This is a genomic window from Fluviicola sp., from assembly GCF_039596395.1.
Lineage (GTDB): Bacteria > Bacteroidota > Bacteroidia > Flavobacteriales_D > Crocinitomicaceae > Fluviicola.
Genome location: NZ_JBCNJT010000001.1, coordinates 1,477,239 through 1,498,160 on the forward strand (window position 1 = coordinate 1,477,239; position 20,922 = coordinate 1,498,160).

The following is a 20,922-nucleotide window of genomic DNA, read 5'->3' on the forward strand; positions in this document are numbered from 1 at the left end:
TGCTCATGACTGCACTACCATTTTCTCATTATTCGCTACCGCGAATATCTTTTTCGATAAGCCCACCGGGCTTATCTCTTATTCTCAATAGCCGCTTTTACAAACGCTACAAATAACGGGTGCGGATTATCCACGGTACTCTTGTATTCCGGGTGGTATTGCGCACCAACGAACCAAGGATGTTCCGGGATTTCAACCACTTCCACCAATCCTGTTTCCGGGTTTTTTCCCGTAGCGATCATTCCCGCTTTTTCGAAAGCCTCCAAATATTCGTTATTGAATTCATAACGGTGACGGTGTCTCTCTTCGATAGATTCGGTGTTGTATGCGGAAGCAACTTGTGTATCCGGTTTCAACTGGCATTTGTACGAACCTAAACGCATGGTTCCGCCCATGTTGGAAATACTTTTTTGTTCAGCCATCATGGAAATTACCGGGTATTTGGAATCTTCGGCGATCTCCGTTGTATGCGCATCTTCGTATTTCAGGACGTGACGGGCAAATTCAATCACTGCGCACTGCATTCCCAGACAAATTCCGAAGAACGGAACTTTGTTCTCACGTGCATAGCGAACGGCTTCGATCTTTCCGCTGATTCCTCTTGAACCAAATCCCGGAGCAACCAAAATCCCGTCCAAACCATCCAATTCGGATGCAATGTTTTGTTTGGTCAATGATTCCGAATGAATCCATTTCAGGTTTACGCGAGCTTCGTTCGCCACTCCACCATGAATAAATGCTTCAGAAATGGATTTGTAGGAATCTTTCAATTCCACATATTTCCCTACCAAACCGATATTTACTTCCTGGATCGGGTTTTTCAAACGCGTTAAGAACTCTTTCCATTTGGACAATTCCGGAGAATTTTTGGAAGGCAATCCCAATTTCTCCAGGACTACTTTATCCAACTCTTCTGCCTGCATCAATAAAGGAACGTCGTAAATGGATTCCGCATCACGCGATTCAATTACCGCATTCATACTAACGTTACAGAACTTCGCAATTTTCTTACGGATCGTTAAATCCAGTTCATGCTCTGTTCTGCAGCATAAAATATCCGGCTGAACTCCCAATTCAAGCAATTGCTTTACGGAGTGTTGTGTCGGTTTTGTTTTTAATTCACCAGCAGCGGATAAATAAGGAATCAATGTCAGGTGAACCACCAAACAATCGCTTTCAAATTCCCACATCATCTGGCGAACAGCCTCCACGAAAGGCAATGATTCGATATCACCGACCGTTCCACCGATCTCCGTAATTACGATGTCAAATTTCCCTGTTTTTCCAAGGATCTGAATGCGTTCTTTGATTTCATCTGTGATGTGAGGAATAATCTGAACCGTTTTCCCCAAATATTCTCCTTTGCGTTCTTTTTCGATTACGCTTTGGTAAATTCTTCCGGTAGTTACGTTGTTTGCCTGAGAAGTAGGAACATTCAGGAAACGTTCGTAATGTCCCAAATCCAAATCTGTTTCTGCACCATCGTCCGTCACGAAACACTCCCCATGTTCATAAGGATTCAATGTTCCCGGATCAATATTGATGTATGGATCTAATTTTTGGATTGTCGTAGAGTAACCGCGTGCCTGAAGCAATTTTGCCAAAGAAGCTGAGATAATTCCTTTACCCAAGGATGATGTTACCCCCCCGGTTACAAATACGTATTTTGTTGAATTGGACATATATAAAAATTGTAACTACGGGGCGCAAAATTACATCAAATAAATGAATATACGAGCATGTTTGAATCGGTTTTTGAGAAATAAAGGCGAATGGTAGAATTTGTCGGTGAACGGGACTTCGGCTCCGCTCAGCCACCTTTCACCGGTCTTCCGGTAAATTCAAAGACGACTGAGCGGAGTCGAAGGCATATTTGGTTTTGTAATTAATACGGCAATCCGTCATTCAAAAATGTCGAAAAATAAAACCGTGGTTTTCGTGCTTCTTTTCGGGTAAAAACATTATTCCCGGATTCATCCAAACGCGGGTAATGCGGCGTATTCCTAACCATTTTCTTTGGAAACAAGATCAAATCGTGGCTGAGCTTATTCTGAAAGACATGACGGATTTGTTCGCTATCCCAGCCTAAACGCGCTCCCGCAGTTTGTACTCCCACGAAACGATGTTTCAATTCCCCGTATAAAATTCCATGATTCAGCTTTCCGAAAGGTTTGGAGGTCAAATCCCTGTAACCGTTCGGGGCTCCCGGAAGCGCCGTTCGGTCCCAGGTTGTTCCGGCAGTTTCGCCGGTCCAGATCGTCAGGCCGATACTTGCTTTGTACAAACTATCGCGATAGGAAACGATAACACCACCTGTACGAAACCGGTCTTTTGCCTGGCCTCCGAACACATCGTTTTCCATAACAATATCAATCCGCTGAATTCCCAGGTTCCACGCTCCCGATCGTTGTGAAGTTCCGCGCCGATCGAGGTACCAGTAATGTGCATAACCGATGGAATATTCCGACTTTGACTGGTGCAGCGGGCCGTCCCAATCCATATTCACGGGATTCTTTCCTTTTCCGAACATCAGCACTCCGCCGGCACTCAACCGCAGTTCCCCGAAATCGGAGCGGTTCCCCAGATTGGTGAGGAAATAACGGCTGGTTACTCCTGCATTTAGTTGCACGAAATCATTTCCGAGGTACGAATCCAGCTTGATTCCGAGTGAATTTTGATGAGAACCGAATGTTACCAGAAGCGTTGCTTTTATTCCCGCACCGGGTTTCCACCGATTTTGGCAGAACACCACAACCGGAAGCCAGAAGAAGAACAGGAATAAGAAGCGATTCATGAAAAACGAATTTACAATTTTCAGACCGAAATCGCTTGTCTTCACGAAATACATCCAATCAAACGCATAAAATGCCGTTTATTCCAAACGGATGTGTTTCGCTGCGGAATTCGTTTAACTTTGGTTTATGTTTAAAGCAAGAAGGACGTATTGGATGGCACAGATAGGAGGGTGGGCATTGCTTTCCCTGCTGATTTTTTCGGCATCGACCTTTTCGAACCAAAGCATCGACCTGAAAACGATCGTTATTTCAACCAGTTGTTTCTTTGTGCTCGGGATCATGCTGACTCACCTGATGCGTTACTTCTTTATCGCGATGGGCTGGCTGAATATGCGTTTGACCAACCTGATTCCGCGCGTTTTGATCACTTCGATTGTTGTTGCGGCGATCATGTCGTTTTTAAACATGCTCGTTTCTCATTTTGTATCGAAAATCCCGTTTAAGTTCTCCGTCGTAGAATTTTCGCTGGATGTTTCTGCAACCCTGATTTTCTTCGTATTGTGGAACAGTGTTTACTTTACCTTCCACTTCTTCCAGCGATCACGGGAACAGGAGGTGAATAACCTGCAATTAACGGCAAGCCACAACGAGATTGAACTGAAAAACCTGCGTTCACAGCTAAATCCGCACTTTTTGTTCAACTCCCTGAATTCCATCCGTGCGCTGATCGATATCGAACCTTACCGGGCGCAGGAAAACATTACCAAGCTTTCCAACCTGCTTCGGAAATCATTGATTATCGGAAGTGAACAATTGGTTCCGTTGGAAGAAGAACTGGCTATCGTACAGGATTATCTCGACCTGGAAAAAGTACGTTTCGAAGAGCGACTCGAGATAGTGCAGGAATTAGACAAGAGTGTTATGCACTTCCTGATTCCGCCGTTTATCCTTCAAACATTGGTTGAAAACGCTTTAAAACACGGCGTTTCACAATTAATTGAAGGCGGGACCGTTTGGATACGTGCAAAAAAGCGCGGTGAATCGATCATCCTGGAAGTTGAAAATAACGGAAGCCTGCGTTCAACACGCAAAGATTCTACCGGGATCGGGATTGCCAATACGCTTAGAAGGCTTGAACTACAATATAAAGGAAAAGCACATTTTCAGATTAAACAGAACACCCCGAATACTGTTATTGCAACGATAGAAATTAAAGATATATGAAGACAATAATCATTGACGATGAGAGACTTGCACGAGAAGAGTTAAAGAAACTCTTGAAGGATTATCACGAAATTGAGATCATCGACGAAGCAAAGAATCCGGAAGAAGGAATTGAAAAAATCAAGGCCCTGAAACCCGATTTGATTTTCCTGGATATCCAGATGCCGGGAATGACCGGTTTCGACATGTTAAAAAAACTGGATGAAATTCCACAAGTGGTTTTCGTAACGGCCTTTGATGATTTCGCGTTGAAAGCTTTCGAGGTCAACGCTCTGGATTACGTTTTGAAGCCGGTAGATCCTGCGCGTTTGGATGAAACCGTTAAGAAACTGCTCAATAATTCCGAAGCGGATTTTCAGTCTACGGCAAAAGCTCCGAAAATCGATCGTTCTTCGCGTCCGTTAACTATTTCGGATTCCATCTTCATCAAAGACGGTGAAAAATGCTTTTACATTTCCCTGGAAAAGGTACGCATGTTTGAAAGCGACGGGAACTATGTGAAAGTGTACTTTGAAAAGAGCAGGCCGTTGATCTTAAGATCGCTGAACAGCCTGGAAGAACGTTTGGAACCGCAGCATTTTTTCCGTGCCAACCGCAAATACATCATCAACCTGAATTGGATCCAGAAAGTGGAAAACTGGTTCAATGGAGGGTTGCAGGTGGAATTAAAACCCGTAATCATCAAAACCGCTGCCGGAGAAGAGATCCGTGAAGGGGAGAAGATTGAAATCTCAAGACGCCAGGCAATTAAGTTTAAGGAGCTCTTTTCTATTTAATTGAAAATGTAAAATGGAGAATTGAAAAGAAGGGAATTTTCTTTAAAATATCGATTCTCCTTCGTAAGATTATTTGTGATTGACAATTGAGAGTCTTTAAACTTTTCAATTTACAATTCTCAATTTTCAATTAACGTGATTCCATTTTCGTGCAAGCTGATCAGTCTTTGTTTGTAAAGGTTTCCAACCACTTGTTTGAAGACTTTTTTCGACCAGCCTGTTCTGTATTGGATTTCTTCGGGTGAAGATTTATCCGTTAAATCCAGAAATCCCTCGTTATCGTGCAACATTGCCAGTAATTTACGGGAATGTGCGTCAATCTTGTCGTAACCCGGTTTTTCCAGAACAATATCCAGCTTTCCGTCGGGACGTACTTTTTTCACGTAACCCTTCAGGTTTTCGCCCATGCGTACACGCCGGTGTAATTCGTTTTTGAAGATTAATCCCTGGAATTTATTGTTTACGATAACTTTCAATCCCAGGTCGGTAAATTCCCAAACCATCAGGTCTACCAGGTCATTTTCCTGAAGCTCATCTTTCACAGGCTCCATATACATCCCGATTCGTGAAGTTCCCACCAAACGCTCTGTAGCTTCATCAATGTACATGTAAATGAAGTAGTGTTTTCCTTCTTCCAGAGGTTTTGGCTGTTCCCGATAAGGAATCAAGAGGTGTTTTTCAACGCCCCATTCGGCAAAAGCACCGTATTGGTTCACTTCCGCAATTTTCAGGAAAGCAAACTGGTTAACAAGCACTTTCGGAGTCAGTGTTGTAGCAATGATTCTTCCTTCCGAATCTTTGTACAGGAACACTTTTACCATATCATCTATCTGGAAAGACGGATCCACATATTTTGTCGGCAACAATACATCGTTCCCTTCCTCATCTTCCAGGTAAGCTCCCGGACTCGTAAAACGGTCAAGGCGCAATTCGTTATAAACTCCTAATTCCACAGCGCAAAGGTAGTTAAAAGAATTGCCAATTACGAATTGCGAATGATATCCGATGCTCTTGAAGGGAGGCTAGACTCTTTCGTATCTTACCAAATTCCCCGGGTAATGATATTATAGCAATAATCTTCATAGTCAAATTCCTTCAACTCTCGAATATAATTCTGTAATAAAAGGAATGATTCTTTCTCTACGAAAACGCCATCACAATACTCTAAATCATCCTCCATTTCGGGGGACATAACTTATTAATCGTTGCTAAGTCGTAATTGGAAATGTCAATTTCCCCAATAAAACTATCGTTATCAATAGCATAATACTCGATCAGTAATTGGGTTGAACTATAATTGACCACCTAGAAATACAAATTCCCGGATTGCTTCGCTGCAATGATCATACAAGGCAGTTTCAGGTCATTCGTGATCAATGACTGGGCAAAATTATCGAACTGAGGAAGCAAACTTTCCGAGTGATAAGCAATTGCGATCATATCGATTTTCTTCTCACTCACGTATCCCATGACTTTTTTGGAATAACCGCCGCTGGATGGAAGCAGGTTTACTTCACATTTAGCGCCCTTTTCGTCGTATTTGTTGCGGATCAGCAAAACGCGGTTCTTGGTCTGCTGCGATAACCCTTCATCCGTGTGTTTTTCCCCGATTACGTGAACGGTTGCATCAAAAATGCGGGCCAAATCTCCGGCCGGGCTTACAATCTGAAGACTTTCTTTCGTTAGATCGATCGGAACAACGATGTTCTTGATTTCTACGTGCTTGGTTTCTTTTTGTACAATGATAAAAGGAACATCACAACTCGTAATCACCTTCATGGCAAAACTTCCTGTTAACTTCTGGAAGCCTTTTGCACCGTGGGTTCCCATCAAAATCAACTGGGCATGTTCCCTGTTGGCAATTTTATTGATATCCGTGAAAATATCGCCGACGGTTACCAGTACAAACATTTCTACATTGGAAGGAATCGTTTTTGTTTTCACAATATCCCACAACCTGGCTTCGATGGTAGCGATTTTGGATTTATTGTCCACTAAATGAAGGAGCATAATGTCCGTTCTTACGTGTGTACCTAAGAATAAAGCATAGTCTAATGCAGTGTTTCCAACCTCCGTAAGATCATGGGGCACAATGTACAAATTTCGACTCATAGCGATCAATTTAAGACCAAAATAGCCAAAAAAACGATTCAGTAAGTGTATTTATTTTTAACAACTCAATGTTGATCAAATATTTCGCCGATTATTTCACCGATTTTAACGAAGATTAGCTAAAGAGTCGCTCGGACCTGTCTAATTTTACCTTTTCTTAAAAATATCCGCAATGTTTGGAATTATTCTTTTACTCATTCTTTTAGCCCAGGCTACACTTTCCTACGCACTTTTCGAATTTCAGAATCCTTTCGTTATTATTCTGGGAATCTTACAACTGACATTATTCTTCGGGAGTATGATCGTCATGATGCGTATGTTCCGGAACCGCAAAACAACCGATTACCGAAAAGGTTTCAACGCATTTGGCGTCATGATCGCAACAGGTGTTCCGGCCCTGGGCTTCTTTCTTTTCGGGATCATCTACCTGATTACGGGAATTGCTTTTGTCGAATACATAGGATTCGGGATCGCCATTGCTTTACTCGTTGCTATTTTGGTTGGAATTATTTGGGGAAGATGGAACTGGAAAACGCATACCATCGACTTGCCTTTTGAAAACCTGCCGGCAGATTCCGACGGATTGAAAATTGTTCAGATCAGCGATGTCCATGTGGGAAGCTTCTTTAATAAATACGACAAAGTCGAAAAAGCCATTCAGCAAATCAATCGGCTGGAAGCTGATTTTGTGTTCTTTACCGGCGATTTGGTCAATAACATTGCTGAAGAAATGCTTGGCTGGGAACCGGTTTTTTCAAAAATCCAGGCGAAAAGAGGAAAATACAGCATTCTTGGGAACCACGATTATGGTGATTATGTACCATGGGAACGGGAAGAAACCAAAAATGCCAACCTGACGAAATTGATTGCTATTCATAAGGAAATCGGATTCACACCGCTCTTGAATGATGCTGTGGAAATCAAACCGGGATTCTGGCTGCTCGGCGTTGAGAATTGGGGGACAGCGCCTTTTCGTCAGAGCGGGAAACTGGATGAAACCCTGGAAAAAGTTCCTGCAGACTCCTTTAAATTATTGCTTTCCCACGATCCGAGCCATTTTGACGAGCAGGTGGTTGCCAAAACAGATATCGATCTGACCTTGTCCGGACACACGCACGGCATGCAATTCGGCATTGAACGCTTCGGAATCAAATGGAGCCCCGTTTCGTTCCGCTATAAAAAATGGGCGGGATTGTACCATGTCGGGAAACAATTCCTGTATGTAAACCGCGGATTCGGCTACCTGGGCTTTCCGGGAAGAGTAGGGATTTACCCGGAGATTACGCTGATTAAATTACACCGAAAATAATTGAAAATTGAAAATTGAAAATGTAAAATTGAAAAGCTTTTTGAATCTTAGTACTCTTTTCAATCATGAATTATCCATTTTCAAGGGGATCGAATTCTTTCTTCAGGGCGTGAATCTGCAATTCCACTTCATTCACGATTTCTTCAGCGGTTTTTCCTTTCGGGAAGACAGGTTTTCCGATATACATGTAGCTATCAAAAGGAACCGGAACAGGATCGCCTTTGGGTAAGATTTTCCCCAGGCCTTTCATGTAAACAGGAATGAAGGGAATATCCGGGCATTGTTCCAGCACCAATCCGACTCCGCGTTTGAATTTCTGGAATTTCTCCGGTTCACCTCTCGATCCTTCCGGAAACAGCAACAAGGATTCTCCTTTTTGAAGCACTTCTATCATGAGCTGAATCGGATCCGGGCCGGTTTCGCCTTCTTTCGGGCGTGAACGCGGAATCAGTATTGCATTCACAAAAAAGCGCGTCAACGCGGCTTTAAAAGGAGATTTCCCGAAATAATCACCAGCCGCAATGGGATGTGTTTTAGCAAGCTGATGAAAGGACAAATGAGCCATGATTGAAATCGTATCCAAATGTGAATTGTGATTTCCCACGATGATACACGGACCTTTATAGACTAAATTCTCCTTATGGATCAGTTTGGTACCCGAAAAAAGCTTGAGTACCATCCGCATAATGACGGAATAAACGACGAATAGAACGACCTTTTTCACTTCAGGTAATACAAGTTGTAAACGATGTGGAAAAATACCGGCGCCGTGAGTGCCAGGGAATCAATCCGGTCCAGAATTCCTCCGTGGCCCGGAATCGTATTCCCGGTATCTTTCATCCCGATATCGCGTTTGATGGCCGAAACCACGACATCTCCGATAAAGCCGGTAATGGCTACGGACAAACAGATCAGGATGGCCTCCATTCCGGAAAAAGGGGTGAGAAACCGGAGAAAATAACCGACAACGGTGGTAGTGATAATTCCACCGATGAATCCTTCCCAGGTTTTATTCGGGCTGATCTTGGGAATAATTTTATACCGACCGAACATTTTTCCCCAGGTAAACTGGAATACATCATTCATTTCGGTAATAAAGACCACAAAAAGCAACAAACCGCGACCGCCTGCTTTGAACCCTTCCAATTCCGGCAAACTGAGCAAAAATGCCAGGTGACTCACGCCAAAAACCGTCAGCATCAATTGAGTGGGCAGCACCGACATGGCCCGGCCGATATTTTCTGTTACTCCACGTAAAACCAACATAAATGGTATCCACAAGTGCATAAAAATCGGGATGAATGTCAGGAACAAACTGTATTGCTTGTAATACGCGAAGAGGTACTGAACCGGAATTGCCAGGTAACACCAAATCAGGATCTTGCGGTCCTCGTCGCGCATATTTTTACTGATTGAGGCAATTTCACGAAGCGCCATAAATGAAAGCGCACCGATTGCCACGAATGAAATAGCGGGATCCAAAACGGTTGCAACCACAAAAATCGTCGCCATCATCCACCAGGATTTCGTACGCATTTTCAATTCTGCAATATTTGCGTTGGGCTTCACCAATCCCATAATCCAGAACAGAAGTGTGGCAAAAACGAGAATACCAAAGATCAAACCGATCACAATCAGGGTTTCTTTATTCTCTACAAAAGCAACTAAATCAAAGGCTAAAATCATGCGAGTGTTTTTTTAATGCGAATGGCTGTACTAATTACCAACAGCAGGCTTCCCGTTCCGAAAATATAATTCAATGCAACTTTTATTTCCGGGAAGAAGTAGAGCAGGAGCTGTGTCAAACCAACGAGCAGAGCACGGTCACTTTTCCCCATCGGGCCATCGTAGCGGCGCTGACCGGTCATTGCTTTTGCCAGAACTCCTGTAAATTCGTTTACCACTCCCAAAATCACAAATGCAAACAATACCAAAGGATGCATTCCCGGAAGCAGTACCAAAGGCAGGAACATCGCAATATCGGCTAAAACATCTCCCAATTCATTCAGTAATTCGCCTTTTTTGCTCTGCATGTTGTATTCGCGCGCCATCATTCCGTCGAGTGCGTTCAGAGCCATTCTTACCAACAAAGAAACCGGTAAAACAATCAGCATAAATCCGGAAGGTTTCCAGTAGAATAATCCACCGACAGCAAAAGAAAGCACAATTGCAGCCCAGGTAATTCCGTTTGCAGTGATTCCCATTGCATGCAATCTGACCAATACCGGACGCAGGAGCTTTTGAAATTTGGGCTTGATGTTGTAGACAGAAATCATATGCTATTTTTGAATGAGCGGATCAGCACCGGGAGCTTTCCGGTTTACCTGTTCTCCAAATTTCCCGTTTTTCATAAAACCCAACACTTCAGCCCCTGTTTTTTCAATGTCTGTGTACATTTCGTCGTGATTGACCGGTGCGTAAAAATAATCGGAACAGTATTGGCGCAACGAATCAACCGACCATTGGACAGGCCCCAAAGAAGCGGCAGTTTTCCGGTGCCTCAGAATGAGTTTGGTAGGAACTGTTTCGATCAGAAGCCCAATGTTTCCCTTGAAATTTGTCAGTGGAGGATAAGGAGTAGTTGCCAGTTCATGATTTATTTTTCCAATGACCAGGCGGGCAATAAACCTGCTGTCTTTCATCAGGACATAGGGCGCCCGTTCCTGCAACGGACTTCTGTCGTAAACAATTGTAGCAATATTCGTAAGGTTTGATTTAGGATACCAGCGATTGAACGTCCAGCTACCGATGATGTAGCAGAAGAAATGGACTTTTTTATAGGTGTTCAGTTCGTGCTTTTTGGAAAACCTATCCAATTTATCAACGCCTTTATCCATTCCTTTCCGGTAAATGTAAGAGGGCTGGTAAACGTCGTATCCTTTATTTTTAAAATACCGGGCTATTTTTGCTTCATTGTGTACTTTGGATCCTAATCCTGCCAGGATAACAATGGCCTCGCGTTCACTTTTGGGTTGCGGCCCGGATTGCAGGAAAATACGATCTCTGCCAAAAGAAATCAGGCTCATGAGCAAGAAGGTTATGACCAGGTAAAAAGGTTTCATCAAAACGAATATATTGATTTCCACCGAACAATCAAACATGCAGGAGCGAATCCCGCATGTACGGATCGCCCCTGCATGTTTCTGCTATTAGTGGGAAACCACTATTCTTCCTGATCCGGAATTCCCGGTTTCAGTGATTAACAGGAACTGATAAGCTCCGTTTGACCAGTTTTTTACCGGAATAATCACTTGTTCTGTTTCTTGTGTGAGAGATGATTGATAAACTGTTCTTCCACTTAAATCCAGGATGATCAATTCTTTTGATCCGGCCAAAACACTTGAAAACACCAGTTGAACCGATTCTGACGCTGGATTCGGAAAAACAGTCCATACAAAGGATGTTTCTTCACCCAAACCGGCTGTGGAAGAAATCACCAGGCAACTATCCGTCGTGCAGTTATTGGCATCGGTAACGGTCACACAATAAGTTCCTGGAACTCCGATAATCTGGCTGGAAGCAGCGTTGTTTGACCACCAATAGGAGTAAGGCGCATTTCCACCGCTTACATGCAGATCAATCGACCCAAAGCACGATGCACAAAGCGCATTGCTGATAGTAGCCGACACATTGAAAGCGGGAACAGGAAGGATCTGGAAAGAAGAATCTGCCGAACAACCCGCCTGATCCGTTACCAAAACAGCCACATTTCCTCCCGGAAGGTTGGCCACATCTTCTGTCGTTTGCCCGGTCGACCAATCGTATTGAATGATTCCCGTTCCTCCTGAAAGTTCCAGGTCGATTTCACCGGTATTATCGGGGCAAGCCGGCTGAAGGACCGAAGCCGTTAAAACAATCCCGGAATTTATTAATAAACCGGTTGTGTCTAACCCGGTAACTGCCGGATTGCTGGATCTCACTCTTAAACGATAGGACGCACTGGAAGTTCCTGACGGAATAAATCCATGGATCGTACCGCTGTTCGATGAACTATTCAACGAACCGATTGCCAATGGAGTGGAAAATGATCCGGAAGCATCTGACAATTCAAGTGTATAGCTGTTCCCGCCGTCAAATGTCCCGGTGGTATTGAATATCACCTGAACGCTGTCGCCTTTTATGGCAGATACGCACAGCGCATCTGTGATTTGTACATTGGGTGCTTCAATGGTATTTAACGGAATGGCCCGGCCATACACTGCGGTGTTGTTGACCATTCTCATTTTTCCCAGCGAACTGCTCGCATGCCATGCCACCAACCGGAAAACAATGCTGTCGGAAGCGGGGACCATCAAAGGCATCGCCGGAACAACTGAAATGGAAGTCGTAGGATCTGTTGAAGGATTTAAAATGGTGTAAGTATCCGGAGCCACGGGAACAAAATTGTAACCGGTAGCCGGCGATTTATATTGAAGGATGCACGAATCAGGACCGGCGCTTGTTCTGGCAAGAATCAGTAAAAGGCTGTCGACCTGGATGGATGTACTCGAATTGGCTGTTATTGAAAAAACAAAATACCGGTTGGCTGCAATTGCGTCGGAAGAACTGGTATTTTGCCATTGACCGGAATTAATCCCGTCGGCTGCAGTTGAAAATTGATTACCGGCTCCTCTTGCCGGCTGACTGAATGTAACTCCGGATGCTGCAGGAAGGTTTGCAAAATAATTGTTCGGGGTAGTCATCCATCCCGAATAGGTTGTTGGGTTAAAAGGTGTTTGAGCTTTTACAGGATTTATTCCTAATCCAAAAACACTCACTAAAAGGAACATTAATTTTCTTTTCATGCTAAACATTATAAATGATTAAAAGAGTCCCTCTGCCGAAACAGAAGGACTCTTTCCTTAAGAATCCGAAATTCTTATTTTTCTGCTTTAACTACACGAAATGTTTGGTTTTCAGTAGCAGAAGAAATTTTGATCAGGTAAGTTCCAGGAGCAAGGCTCGACAAGTCAGCTTGCATTCTGTGAGTTCCTTTTGACAATAATCCGTTTTGGATAGTCATTTGTTCTTTTCCGGAAAGATCAACCAATACGATGGAAACTTCTTCTTCTGAAGCAGTATTGAAGTTAATCATTACAGAACCTGTTGTAGGGTTAGGGAACAAATCTGCAGTTGGAGTAGATTTTGAACTGTTAACACGTGCTCCGCAGTTGATCACGTTTACGTTAATCTTTCCTGGCGCAGCATTACAGTTGTTGAATGTACAGAACGATCCCGTAACATCAATCACAGAATTCACTGACCCAACTTCGATATCCACACAGTTTCCAATAACTCCTGCAACACTTGCATTACCTGAAGAAGGTGTAAAGTTGAAAGAAGAAGGACCGAATGTGTGAGATCCCAAACCAGTTACATCATCTTTAGCAAGTGTATCCCACTCCGTGAATAGCGTAGGGAAACCTCCGATTCCCGGTAAACCTGGATTTACAGTAATTCCGGAGTAAACACATGGTTTTCTAACCAAGGTTTTGTCCTCAGTAGTCCAGTGGTAAGTAGTGCTGGTAGAATCGTTGTCTCTCCAGGAAGATCCCGGATCATTTCCTACGGAACCGAAGATATCAACTACAGCAGATGTGTTTGTGTTATACAATACCAAAGCATCGTCACCGTTGAACTGAAGGTTTGCCGAGAAAATGTTTGGTGTACCGCTCCAGATAGTTGCAGACGGATTCGCAATAACAATTGTTCCGTTTGCAGCAATCGTTCCTGAAAGCGCAATTGTAAATGAAGGTGTTCCTGTCATAGGCGTTCCGTTGTGGTAAGCACGCACCTGGTAACCTGTAAGGTTAATTGCAGAACAAGTTCCGTTGTAAATCTCCAGGTATTTGTTCAATCCGCTTCCTTCTACGTACTGAGAGAAGATCAATTCTGGTGCTTTCACGCTTATACAAGCTGAAACGATTTCTGTAGCACAACCTTCCACGATATCGATCGGGCAGTATTGAACCTGCGGGTAAACCAACACATACACTTCTTCAGAAATAGCTTCACATCCGTCTTCGCTGCTAACAACTACATGGTAAGTTCCTGAAGTTGCAGGAGTGTAAACATCCTGATCAGCTCCTGTGATCATTCCGTCCTGGTTGTACCATTGGTAGAAAGGATCGATGATTCCTGTTGTAGCAGTCAGTTGTGGCATAGTCGCTCCCGCACACAATACTGTTGCACCTGAAGGAGAAATGGATGCTGCTGCATCTCCGCAAGAGGTAGTTGATCCACACTTGAACCGGATGTCATCGATACGGTACTGCGGATTAGATGAAGCCGTTCCTACCAACGTATTTGTGAAACGGATTCTCAGGTTCGCAACATGAGCACCAGCTGGCAAAACAACTCCTCTTAAATACCATTTTGCAGTTCCCGACCCTGTTGGCAATGCATTGTAAGTAAGCGGATTCCAGGTAATCCCATTGTCGTTACTGTATTCCAGTGTTAAATAATCGATCCCGGTAGCGGCATTCGTGTTTTTGTAGATACCGAATGTCAAAGAGTCTGTGCTTCTGCATCCTACAGCGTTTACTCCCTGCATTTCGAAGTACTTTTGGGCGGCAATAAATGTGTTGTAACCTCCCGATGCACCCGTGTAACCTGTTGAGATAGTAGTTGTTCGCATGTCTGCAGTACCAACATAAGTAAGCGCAGTTTGGTCAAAGCTTCCTGCTGCTTCTCTGGCAGCGATAGTTTGAGTACCTGTACCCAAAGCGGTTGTACCCATCGTTTCCAATACTTGTCCGTTAGTGGCAAAACCTGTAAGTGCCAACACACTTGTCAGGAATAGTGATCTTACTACTGTGTTTCTTTTTTTCATAATTGAAATTTTTAACGTGAATAGATGGTTTCGAAACCGGAGCTAAGTTACAACGGACTGATTTTAAAGGTTTAAAGCAAATAATAAGAATGCTTTAAGTTTTCCCGGAAATGGAAACCAATATTAATTTTCAATGAGTTAACAAAACTGGAAAATCGATTTAGACCTGCAAAAAATGCATTCGGGATGTTTACTATTTTTTAAATAGATTCCAATAAAGAAATTGCGGACTGATTTTTGATTTATATAAGGTGCTTAAAAAGAACCTATTGCTTGTTTAACGATTGTTATTTTTTTCGTTAAAACCTGTGACAAAACAGCAGTTTTTAACCTTTTTCCGAAAGCAAATACTTGCGTAACACCGAATTCACATGCTATTTCCAACTCGAATTCAGGAGAACATTTTTACGAAAGAATAGGGTTGTAGCAGTACACCGAAACGGCTTTAGCCCAATAGAACAGTAAAAGCATCCAAAAAGTGCTTCAACTCGGACCGCGTTTGGGTATCCACATTTCCCGAACGGTCGATTTTTCCTTTAACTCCGGGAATCAACAAGGTAGTTTCCGCTGTGAATCTGGCCGTCAGCGTTTTCATCAGTAATTGCAATTCTTCATGGCCTTTTTCTCCCTGTGCCGAAGCAGTAATCAATCCACAGAGTTTATCCGAGAAAACAGTTGTGGAAACGCACCATTCAATGGCATTTTTCAATCCGGCGGGAATACTGAACACATATTCCGGAGTGCAGATTATAACTCCGTCTGCCTGTTCAATCTGTTTTCTGAAAGCTGCAATTTCGGCTGGCGTGTTGTTTACCGATAATTCCGGATCGAAATGCGGCAGGGATTTCAATGAATTGAAAATGGTCCAACGGATTGTATCGCCTGTTGAATTTGCCAGGAATTGAACCAATCGTTCATTGGTGGAGTTTTCACTCGCGCTGCCTATGATTGCCAGGATTGTTTTCATGCGTTTACCGGTTTTTTATTCAGTCTGTTATACATCCAGCTCTTCACTTTTTTGGTAAGAACAACCTCCGTATATCTTCCAACCAACATGCTTATTGCGTTTGAAAGTATGAAACCTATCACAAATAACAGATACGGATTGTACTTATTAAAGTAGTGCGAATACATAAAATCCAAAATATTGTAATGGAACAAATACAGCGTATAGGAATAACTTGCGTTAAACCGGATCAACTGTTTTAATCTTTCCGGGAAATGCACATCTTTAAACAGATCAATGATCAACCACAACGCAACCGCCATCATAAATGCAAAAACGGCATCATAAGCTTTCATTAAGTAATAAATGCGAATGAATGCCAGCAAAACAATTGCTAATACGGCTATAACCTTGAATTTTCGTTCCACATTTTTTAGCAAATCGGTGGTTGAAATAACATAGATGAACACTCCGAAAAACCAAAAAACGGTCAATCCGCTTCCTCTTCCTCCGATGATATTAATTATCGGGAAATAAGAGAATAAAAGCAGGAGCGGAATCATAAAGACAGTACTCTTTCTTTTAAGTACTACGAGTAAAATAAATCCGAAAAGCATGTAAAGCCACCATTCGACGGCCAACGACCAAAACGAATTTGCAGAACCAAAACTGGTAATATTATCGAAAGGAATCGAACTGAACGCTTTAAAATCCTGGAACATAAACAGGTTTACCACGAACGTTTTCAGATTAAACGAATGCTCATGATTATAGGCACTTATATTTACATACCTGCTGATAAGATCGACAATAAACACAAATACCAAGGCTGGAATAAATGTCGTGTAAATGCGTGAAAAACGATCTGCAAAATAATGACGAAAGGTATAACCAGAATCATTTTCAAGCTTTTTCACCGTAGCATAAGTAACCAGGTATCCGGAAAGCAAAAAGAAAATAAGTACCGCAATGTGCTGGATCCAGGGAAAATTCGGTTCGTGCAACGATTTAAATACGTCGAAAAAGGACATTGCGTGCCCAATCACTACTGCCTGGGCACTCAATCCTCTAATCAAATCCAGGATGACCGAAGAGCCCTCCCTTAAGTGGTATGCATTCATAAAATAAATTCAGGTGGTTTTGCCTTATCAATTTCCGCTTTCCAAACGCTTCTGACGCTGCATCGGGTTTTCGTTGCTTTGTTTTTGCTGGAATAACTGGAAACGTGTCGGTTTGGAAGCAGGAGGGAAGGAATTGTTATTCATATCGCAATCTGCAGTTTCCAGGAACGGATCCAATTGGAAAGACACGGCAGGTTTGTCAAAGATCAGTACTTTCGTTACCGTGATGTCATCCATTCTCCAGATCTCAGCCGGAATGCGCACTTCCTGTGTAGTACCGTCTTCAAAAGTTGCCTGGATGATCAACGGGGTTACCAAACCGCCTTTGTTCGTGAATGACAATTCGTAAAACTGTTTTTTGGAATCCAGTAATTTCTTTTGTTCCGGGGTTAATTTCGCCTGGAATTCTTCGTATTCCTTTTTATCCAAACGGTCTACCTGGTAAATATCCCTTTTTGCGTAGAAATCATCGATTGCCGGATCTTTTTCGTTCACTGTTTGCTTGATCGATTCTTTGTTGCGGATATCTCCGATAAACTGGGGCTTCGCATCAGAAGCTTTCTTATTTTCTGCTTTTTCGATTTCCGGATTGTTCGAATTCAATTCAAACTGTTTCACATAATCCAGGGAAACATCCACGTATTCGGTTGTGTAGAACCAGCCTCTCCAAAACCAGTCCAGATCCACTCCGGAAGCATCTTCCATGGTGCGGAACAAATCAGCCGGAGTAGGGTGCTTGAACTTCCAGCGCTCACAATATGTTTTGAACGCAAAGTCGAACAATTCTCTTCCCATCACGGTTTCACGCAGGATGTTCAAGGCTGTAGCCGGTTTTCCGTAAGCATTGTTCCCGAATTGCCAGATTGATTCGGAGTTGGTCATGATCGGAGAAATGAATTTTTTGTCGCCGCCCATGTAATCAGTGATCATAGATGCCGGACCTCTTCTGGAAGGATAACCGCGTTCCCATTCCTGTTCAGTCAAATATTGTACGAAGGTGTTCAATCCTTCATCCATCCACGACCACTGGCGTTCGTCGGAGTTGATAATCATCGGGAAGAAGTTGTGCCCGACTTCGTGGATAATCACACCCCACATCCCGTATTTCGTTTGCTCCGAATACGTACCGTCTTCATTCGGTCTTCCGCCGTTGAAGCAGATCATCGGGTATTCCATCCCGATTTGATTGGAGTGAACAGAAATCGCAACCGGGTACGGATAATCGATCGTGTATTTCGAATAAGTTTGGATCGTATGTGCGACTAATTTGGTGGAATAACGCTCCCAAAGCGGATTTCCTTCTTTCGGGTAAAAAGACATGCACAGGATGTTTTTTCCTTTCACGACCGTATTTTGTGCATCCCACATGAACTTACGGGAAGTGGCAAAGGCAAAATCGCGCACGTTTTTCGCTTTAAAAGTCCAGGTTTTCGTTCCTGTAGCTTTGTTTTTCTCTGCATTTTCAGCTTCGGCCTGTGTTACGATCAAAACAGGTGTGTTGGAAGATTTCGCTTTATCCATACGCTGTCTTTGCTCGGCAGTCATTACGGAAGCTCCGTTTTGCAATTCTCCTGTACCTGCCACAATGTGATCGGAAGGAACGGTAATGGAAACTTCGTAATCCCCGAACGGAAGCGTAAATTCACCTTTTCCAAGGAATTGCTTGTTCTGCCAGCCTTCTACATCGTTATAAACACACATTCTCGGGAAAAACTGTGCGATGGTGTAGAGGTAATTGTTGTCTTTTTCGAAATACTCGTAACCGGATCTTCCTCCGAATTTCATGCGGTCGTTGATGTTGTACCACCATTTGATCTTGAAAGAAATACTTTGTTTTGGCCCTAAAGGTTTCGCCGGATCAATACGCATCATTGTTTTGTTGATCGCATAATGCATTTTTTCACCGTTTACCGTGGCTACCATTTCGATGTTGAAGCCTCCGTCAAACGTCATTAATTTGCGTTCTACGTCTTTGATGGACTGAAAATCTTCCATTTTCTCCACGGCGATCAATTTGCTGTCGGAATCCGGTTTGAAGATGTTTTGATCCAATTGCAGCCACAGGTATTCCAATACATCCGGGGAATTGTTGGTATACGTGATCACTTCTTCTCCGTGAATGGTTTGTTTGGTATCATCCAGAGTCAGATTCATTTTGTAATCTGCTTTTTGCTGGTAATAATTATGCCCGGGAGCTCCTGCAGCCGTACGGTATTCGTTCGGAGTAGGAAGTTCAATGTCCAATTGAGCAAATTTCGTTTGTGCCGAAAGATTCAGGGCAAACAAAACAGTTGAGAGAGAGAGGATTTTTTTCATAATTACAGGGTTATAACTTCTGTAGGTTTAGCAGGTAAAAAAACGGCTGTTTGTTTTTGGCTGTTTCGAATAAAGGTGATTTTGTTTTGCTGATCGGGAAAGGATTCCATCAGTAAGTCAAATTTAAAGCGGATCGATTTTGTCAGTTCAAGAACTCCGCTTTCCAGGTAAACGTACAGCAAACCGGTCGGCAACACATCGAATCCGACTACCGAAAGCGGAACAGGGGAGTCGTTCACTGAAATGCTGAATCCTTTGGCAAGATGCGTTTCCAATTGTTTTTTGAAATCTGCATTCCCGGTTTGGTTCTCAATGTGATTATCCAGTGTAATTCCCGATTTCTTCATGTCGAACTCCAGGTCGTGTGCGCTTATTTCGAGCGTGATTTCCAGCTTTTTGGTCGACACGTTGTATTCTACCTCGCCGAAAGCAAAGTAATACTCGTGTGCATTTGCTGAAAACAAAACAGAAAAAAATGCAAAGACTGCAATGAGTTTCTTCATAAATAGATTGTTACCACAAAAATAACAGAATGGTTAAAGAAGCAAGCCGATTTTTGACCAAAGGGAGAATAATCAGGTTGAAAGTTGGAATTCTTCTGATAAATGAACAAACTGCCTTGCGCGGTTAAAGTTCATCTGTATATTGTTCAAAAGATCAAAAGGTTCAAAAAGTTCAAGTATCATCCATTGAACTTTTTGAACACTTGAACTTTTTTACTTATTCCCCTTCGCGTGATCTGCCAGGAATTGAGCCAATCCGTTATCAGTCAGCGGATGTTTTGCAAGAGCTACAATTGCGCTCAATGGACCAGTCATTACGTCGGAACCGATTTCTGCACACTGAATGATATGCATCGGGTGACGAATGGAGGCTGCCAGGATTTCTGTTTCAAACCCGTAATTGTCGTAAATAATGCGGATTTGCTGGATCAGGTCCAATCCGTTTGTAGAAACATCGTCCAAACGGCCCACAAACGGCGAAACGTAACTTGCTCCGGCTTTAGCAGCCAACAATGCTTGTCCGGCACTGAAGATCAGGGTACAATTCGTTCGGATTCCCTTCGAAGAGAAGTATTTGATCGCTTTAATTCCTTCCGGGATCATCGGGATCTTTACCACAATATTTTTATGCAATTCAGCCAAAGCTTCTCCTTCACGGATCATTCCTTCGAAATCAGTTGCAATCACTTCCGCACTTACAGGTCCGTCTACAATTTTGCAGATGTCCACATAATGCTTCAAAATATTGTTTTGCCCGGTGATTCCTTCTTTAGCCATCAAAGACGGGTTGGTGGTTACTCCATCCAAAATCCCTAAATCGTTGGCTTCGCGAATGTCGTTCAGATTTGCTGTATCAATGAAAAATTTCATATTTCTTTTATTTGGTGACAAAGATAAAAGCATTTAGTAGAAATTGCATAATGGGCTGCCGCTGACTGACATTTCAACACTGAAAAAATTTCAGAAAGACAGAAATTTTGTCATTTTTTCATGAAAAATTTTCAGGAAATTTCGAATGGCATTTCGCTTGATAATGAGGGAACAAGGCAAAGCCTTATTTAAGTTCTTT

General features: G+C 42.9%; 18 protein-coding genes. 3 read left to right on the plus strand and 15 right to left on the minus strand.

Features of this window, described 5'->3' with window-relative positions; translation table 11 throughout:
• Positions 1-71: 71 nt before the first annotated feature.
• Both ABDW02_RS06495 and ABDW02_RS06500 read right to left on the minus strand, forming a co-directional pair.
• Positions 72-1,682, minus strand: a complete 1,611-nt coding sequence (locus tag ABDW02_RS06495) for a CTP synthase (protein WP_343633306.1) — start codon at positions 1,680-1,682, stop codon at positions 72-74.
• Positions 1,683-1,885: 203 nt separating this feature from the next.
• The gene (locus tag ABDW02_RS06500) at positions 1,886-2,794 is read right to left on the minus strand and encodes a polymorphic toxin type 23 domain-containing protein (protein ID WP_343633308.1); all 909 of its coding nucleotides are present in this window, start codon (positions 2,792-2,794) and stop codon (positions 1,886-1,888) included.
• Between the two features lie 127 nt (positions 2,795-2,921).
• Between ABDW02_RS06500 and ABDW02_RS06505 the strand changes: the two genes are divergently transcribed.
• Both ABDW02_RS06505 and ABDW02_RS06510 read left to right on the plus strand, forming a co-directional pair.
• The gene (locus ABDW02_RS06505) at positions 2,922-3,959 is read left to right on the plus strand and encodes a histidine kinase (RefSeq protein ID WP_343633310.1); all 1,038 of its coding nucleotides are present in this window, start codon (positions 2,922-2,924) and stop codon (positions 3,957-3,959) included.
• The gene (locus ABDW02_RS06510; RefSeq protein ID WP_343633312.1) at positions 3,956-4,735 is read left to right on the plus strand and encodes a response regulator; all 780 of its coding nucleotides are present in this window, start codon (positions 3,956-3,958) and stop codon (positions 4,733-4,735) included. Before ABDW02_RS06505 ends, ABDW02_RS06510 begins: the two co-directional genes overlap by 4 nt.
• 119 nt (positions 4,736-4,854) lie before the next feature.
• On the opposite strand, the gene ABDW02_RS06515 is transcribed toward ABDW02_RS06510, so the two are convergent.
• Positions 4,855-5,688: a S1-like domain-containing RNA-binding protein gene (locus ABDW02_RS06515; protein WP_343633314.1), complete on the minus strand. Its 834-nt coding sequence runs from the start codon at positions 5,686-5,688 to the stop codon at positions 4,855-4,857.
• A gap of 352 nt (positions 5,689-6,040) precedes the next feature.
• The gene (locus ABDW02_RS06520; RefSeq protein ID WP_343633316.1) at positions 6,041-6,847 is read right to left on the minus strand and encodes a universal stress protein; all 807 of its coding nucleotides are present in this window, start codon (positions 6,845-6,847) and stop codon (positions 6,041-6,043) included.
• A 172-nt stretch (positions 6,848-7,019) separates the two neighbouring features.
• Between ABDW02_RS06520 and ABDW02_RS06525 the strand changes: the two genes are divergently transcribed.
• On the plus strand, positions 7,020-8,156 hold the full coding sequence (locus ABDW02_RS06525) for a metallophosphoesterase (protein WP_343633318.1): 1,137 nt from the start codon (positions 7,020-7,022) through the stop codon (positions 8,154-8,156).
• A gap of 70 nt (positions 8,157-8,226) precedes the next feature.
• Here the strand turns inward: ABDW02_RS06525 and ABDW02_RS06530 are convergent, their stop codons facing one another.
• The 11 genes from ABDW02_RS06530 to fsa form a co-directional block, all read right to left on the minus strand.
• A complete protein-coding gene (locus tag ABDW02_RS06530; protein WP_343633320.1) occupies positions 8,227-8,841 on the minus strand; it encodes a lysophospholipid acyltransferase family protein in 615 nt (204 codons plus the stop codon).
• Between the two features lie 35 nt (positions 8,842-8,876).
• Positions 8,877-9,842: a phosphatidate cytidylyltransferase gene (locus ABDW02_RS06535; RefSeq protein WP_343633322.1), complete on the minus strand. Its 966-nt coding sequence runs from the start codon at positions 9,840-9,842 to the stop codon at positions 8,877-8,879.
• Complete coding sequence (locus ABDW02_RS06540; protein ID WP_343633324.1) at positions 9,839-10,432, minus strand: CDP-alcohol phosphatidyltransferase family protein; 594 nt, start codon at positions 10,430-10,432, stop codon at positions 9,839-9,841. Before ABDW02_RS06540 ends, ABDW02_RS06535 begins: the two co-directional genes overlap by 4 nt.
• Before the next feature lie 3 nt (positions 10,433-10,435).
• Positions 10,436-11,218 (minus strand): hypothetical protein, encoded by a 783-nt coding sequence (locus ABDW02_RS06545; RefSeq protein ID WP_343633326.1) that lies wholly within the window; start codon positions 11,216-11,218, stop codon positions 10,436-10,438.
• A gap of 87 nt (positions 11,219-11,305) precedes the next feature.
• Complete coding sequence (locus ABDW02_RS06550; protein ID WP_343633328.1) at positions 11,306-12,940, minus strand: T9SS type A sorting domain-containing protein; 1,635 nt, start codon at positions 12,938-12,940, stop codon at positions 11,306-11,308.
• A gap of 74 nt (positions 12,941-13,014) precedes the next feature.
• A complete protein-coding gene (locus tag ABDW02_RS06555; RefSeq protein ID WP_343633330.1) occupies positions 13,015-14,967 on the minus strand; it encodes a lamin tail domain-containing protein in 1,953 nt (650 codons plus the stop codon).
• A 445-nt stretch (positions 14,968-15,412) separates the two neighbouring features.
• Complete coding sequence (locus ABDW02_RS06560; RefSeq protein ID WP_343633332.1) at positions 15,413-15,934, minus strand: NADPH-dependent FMN reductase; 522 nt, start codon at positions 15,932-15,934, stop codon at positions 15,413-15,415.
• A complete protein-coding gene (locus ABDW02_RS06565) occupies positions 15,931-17,034 on the minus strand; it encodes an acyltransferase (protein WP_343633334.1) in 1,104 nt (367 codons plus the stop codon). The genes ABDW02_RS06560 and ABDW02_RS06565 overlap by 4 nt, the downstream gene beginning before the upstream one ends.
• Before the next feature lie 27 nt (positions 17,035-17,061).
• Positions 17,062-19,350 (minus strand): M1 family metallopeptidase, encoded by a 2,289-nt coding sequence (locus ABDW02_RS06570; protein WP_343633336.1) that lies wholly within the window; start codon positions 19,348-19,350, stop codon positions 17,062-17,064.
• A 2-nt stretch (positions 19,351-19,352) separates the two neighbouring features.
• Positions 19,353-19,853, minus strand: a complete 501-nt coding sequence (locus ABDW02_RS06575) for a DUF6702 family protein (RefSeq protein ID WP_343633338.1) — start codon at positions 19,851-19,853, stop codon at positions 19,353-19,355.
• 213 nt (positions 19,854-20,066) lie between these two features.
• Entirely contained in the window at positions 20,067-20,723 is a 657-nt protein-coding gene (gene fsa, locus ABDW02_RS06580) for a fructose-6-phosphate aldolase (protein ID WP_343633340.1), read from the minus strand.
• Positions 20,724-20,922 lie beyond the last annotated feature (199 nt).

Bases quoted from the DNA above. Each gene is read 5' to 3' on its own strand.
- ABDW02_RS06495 (WP_343633306.1), bottom strand. From the start codon at position 1,682: ATGTCCAATTCAACAAAATACGTATTTGTAACCGGGGGGGTAACATCA.
- ABDW02_RS06500 (WP_343633308.1), bottom strand. From the start codon at position 2,794: ATGAATCGCTTCTTATTCCTGTTCTTCTTCTGGCTTCCGGTTGTGGTG.
- ABDW02_RS06505 (WP_343633310.1), top strand. From the start codon at position 2,922: ATGTTTAAAGCAAGAAGGACGTATTGGATGGCACAGATAGGAGGGTGG.
- ABDW02_RS06510 (WP_343633312.1), top strand. From the start codon at position 3,956: ATGAAGACAATAATCATTGACGATGAGAGACTTGCACGAGAAGAGTTA.
- ABDW02_RS06520 (WP_343633316.1), bottom strand. From the start codon at position 6,847: ATGAGTCGAAATTTGTACATTGTGCCCCATGATCTTACGGAGGTTGGA.
- ABDW02_RS06525 (WP_343633318.1), top strand. From the start codon at position 7,020: ATGTTTGGAATTATTCTTTTACTCATTCTTTTAGCCCAGGCTACACTT.
- ABDW02_RS06530 (WP_343633320.1), bottom strand. From the start codon at position 8,841: ATGCGGATGGTACTCAAGCTTTTTTCGGGTACCAAACTGATCCATAAG.
- ABDW02_RS06535 (WP_343633322.1), bottom strand. From the start codon at position 9,842: ATGATTTTAGCCTTTGATTTAGTTGCTTTTGTAGAGAATAAAGAAACC.
- ABDW02_RS06540 (WP_343633324.1), bottom strand. From the start codon at position 10,432: ATGATTTCTGTCTACAACATCAAGCCCAAATTTCAAAAGCTCCTGCGT.
- ABDW02_RS06545 (WP_343633326.1), bottom strand. From the start codon at position 11,218: ATGAAACCTTTTTACCTGGTCATAACCTTCTTGCTCATGAGCCTGATT.
- ABDW02_RS06550 (WP_343633328.1), bottom strand. From the start codon at position 12,940: ATGAAAAGAAAATTAATGTTCCTTTTAGTGAGTGTTTTTGGATTAGGA.
- ABDW02_RS06555 (WP_343633330.1), bottom strand. From the start codon at position 14,967: ATGAAAAAAAGAAACACAGTAGTAAGATCACTATTCCTGACAAGTGTG.
- ABDW02_RS06560 (WP_343633332.1), bottom strand. From the start codon at position 15,934: ATGAAAACAATCCTGGCAATCATAGGCAGCGCGAGTGAAAACTCCACC.
- ABDW02_RS06565 (WP_343633334.1), bottom strand. From the start codon at position 17,034: ATGAATGCATACCACTTAAGGGAGGGCTCTTCGGTCATCCTGGATTTG.
- ABDW02_RS06570 (WP_343633336.1), bottom strand. From the start codon at position 19,350: ATGAAAAAAATCCTCTCTCTCTCAACTGTTTTGTTTGCCCTGAATCTT.
- ABDW02_RS06575 (WP_343633338.1), bottom strand. From the start codon at position 19,853: ATGAAGAAACTCATTGCAGTCTTTGCATTTTTTTCTGTTTTGTTTTCA.
- fsa (WP_343633340.1), bottom strand. From the start codon at position 20,723: ATGAAATTTTTCATTGATACAGCAAATCTGAACGACATTCGCGAAGCC.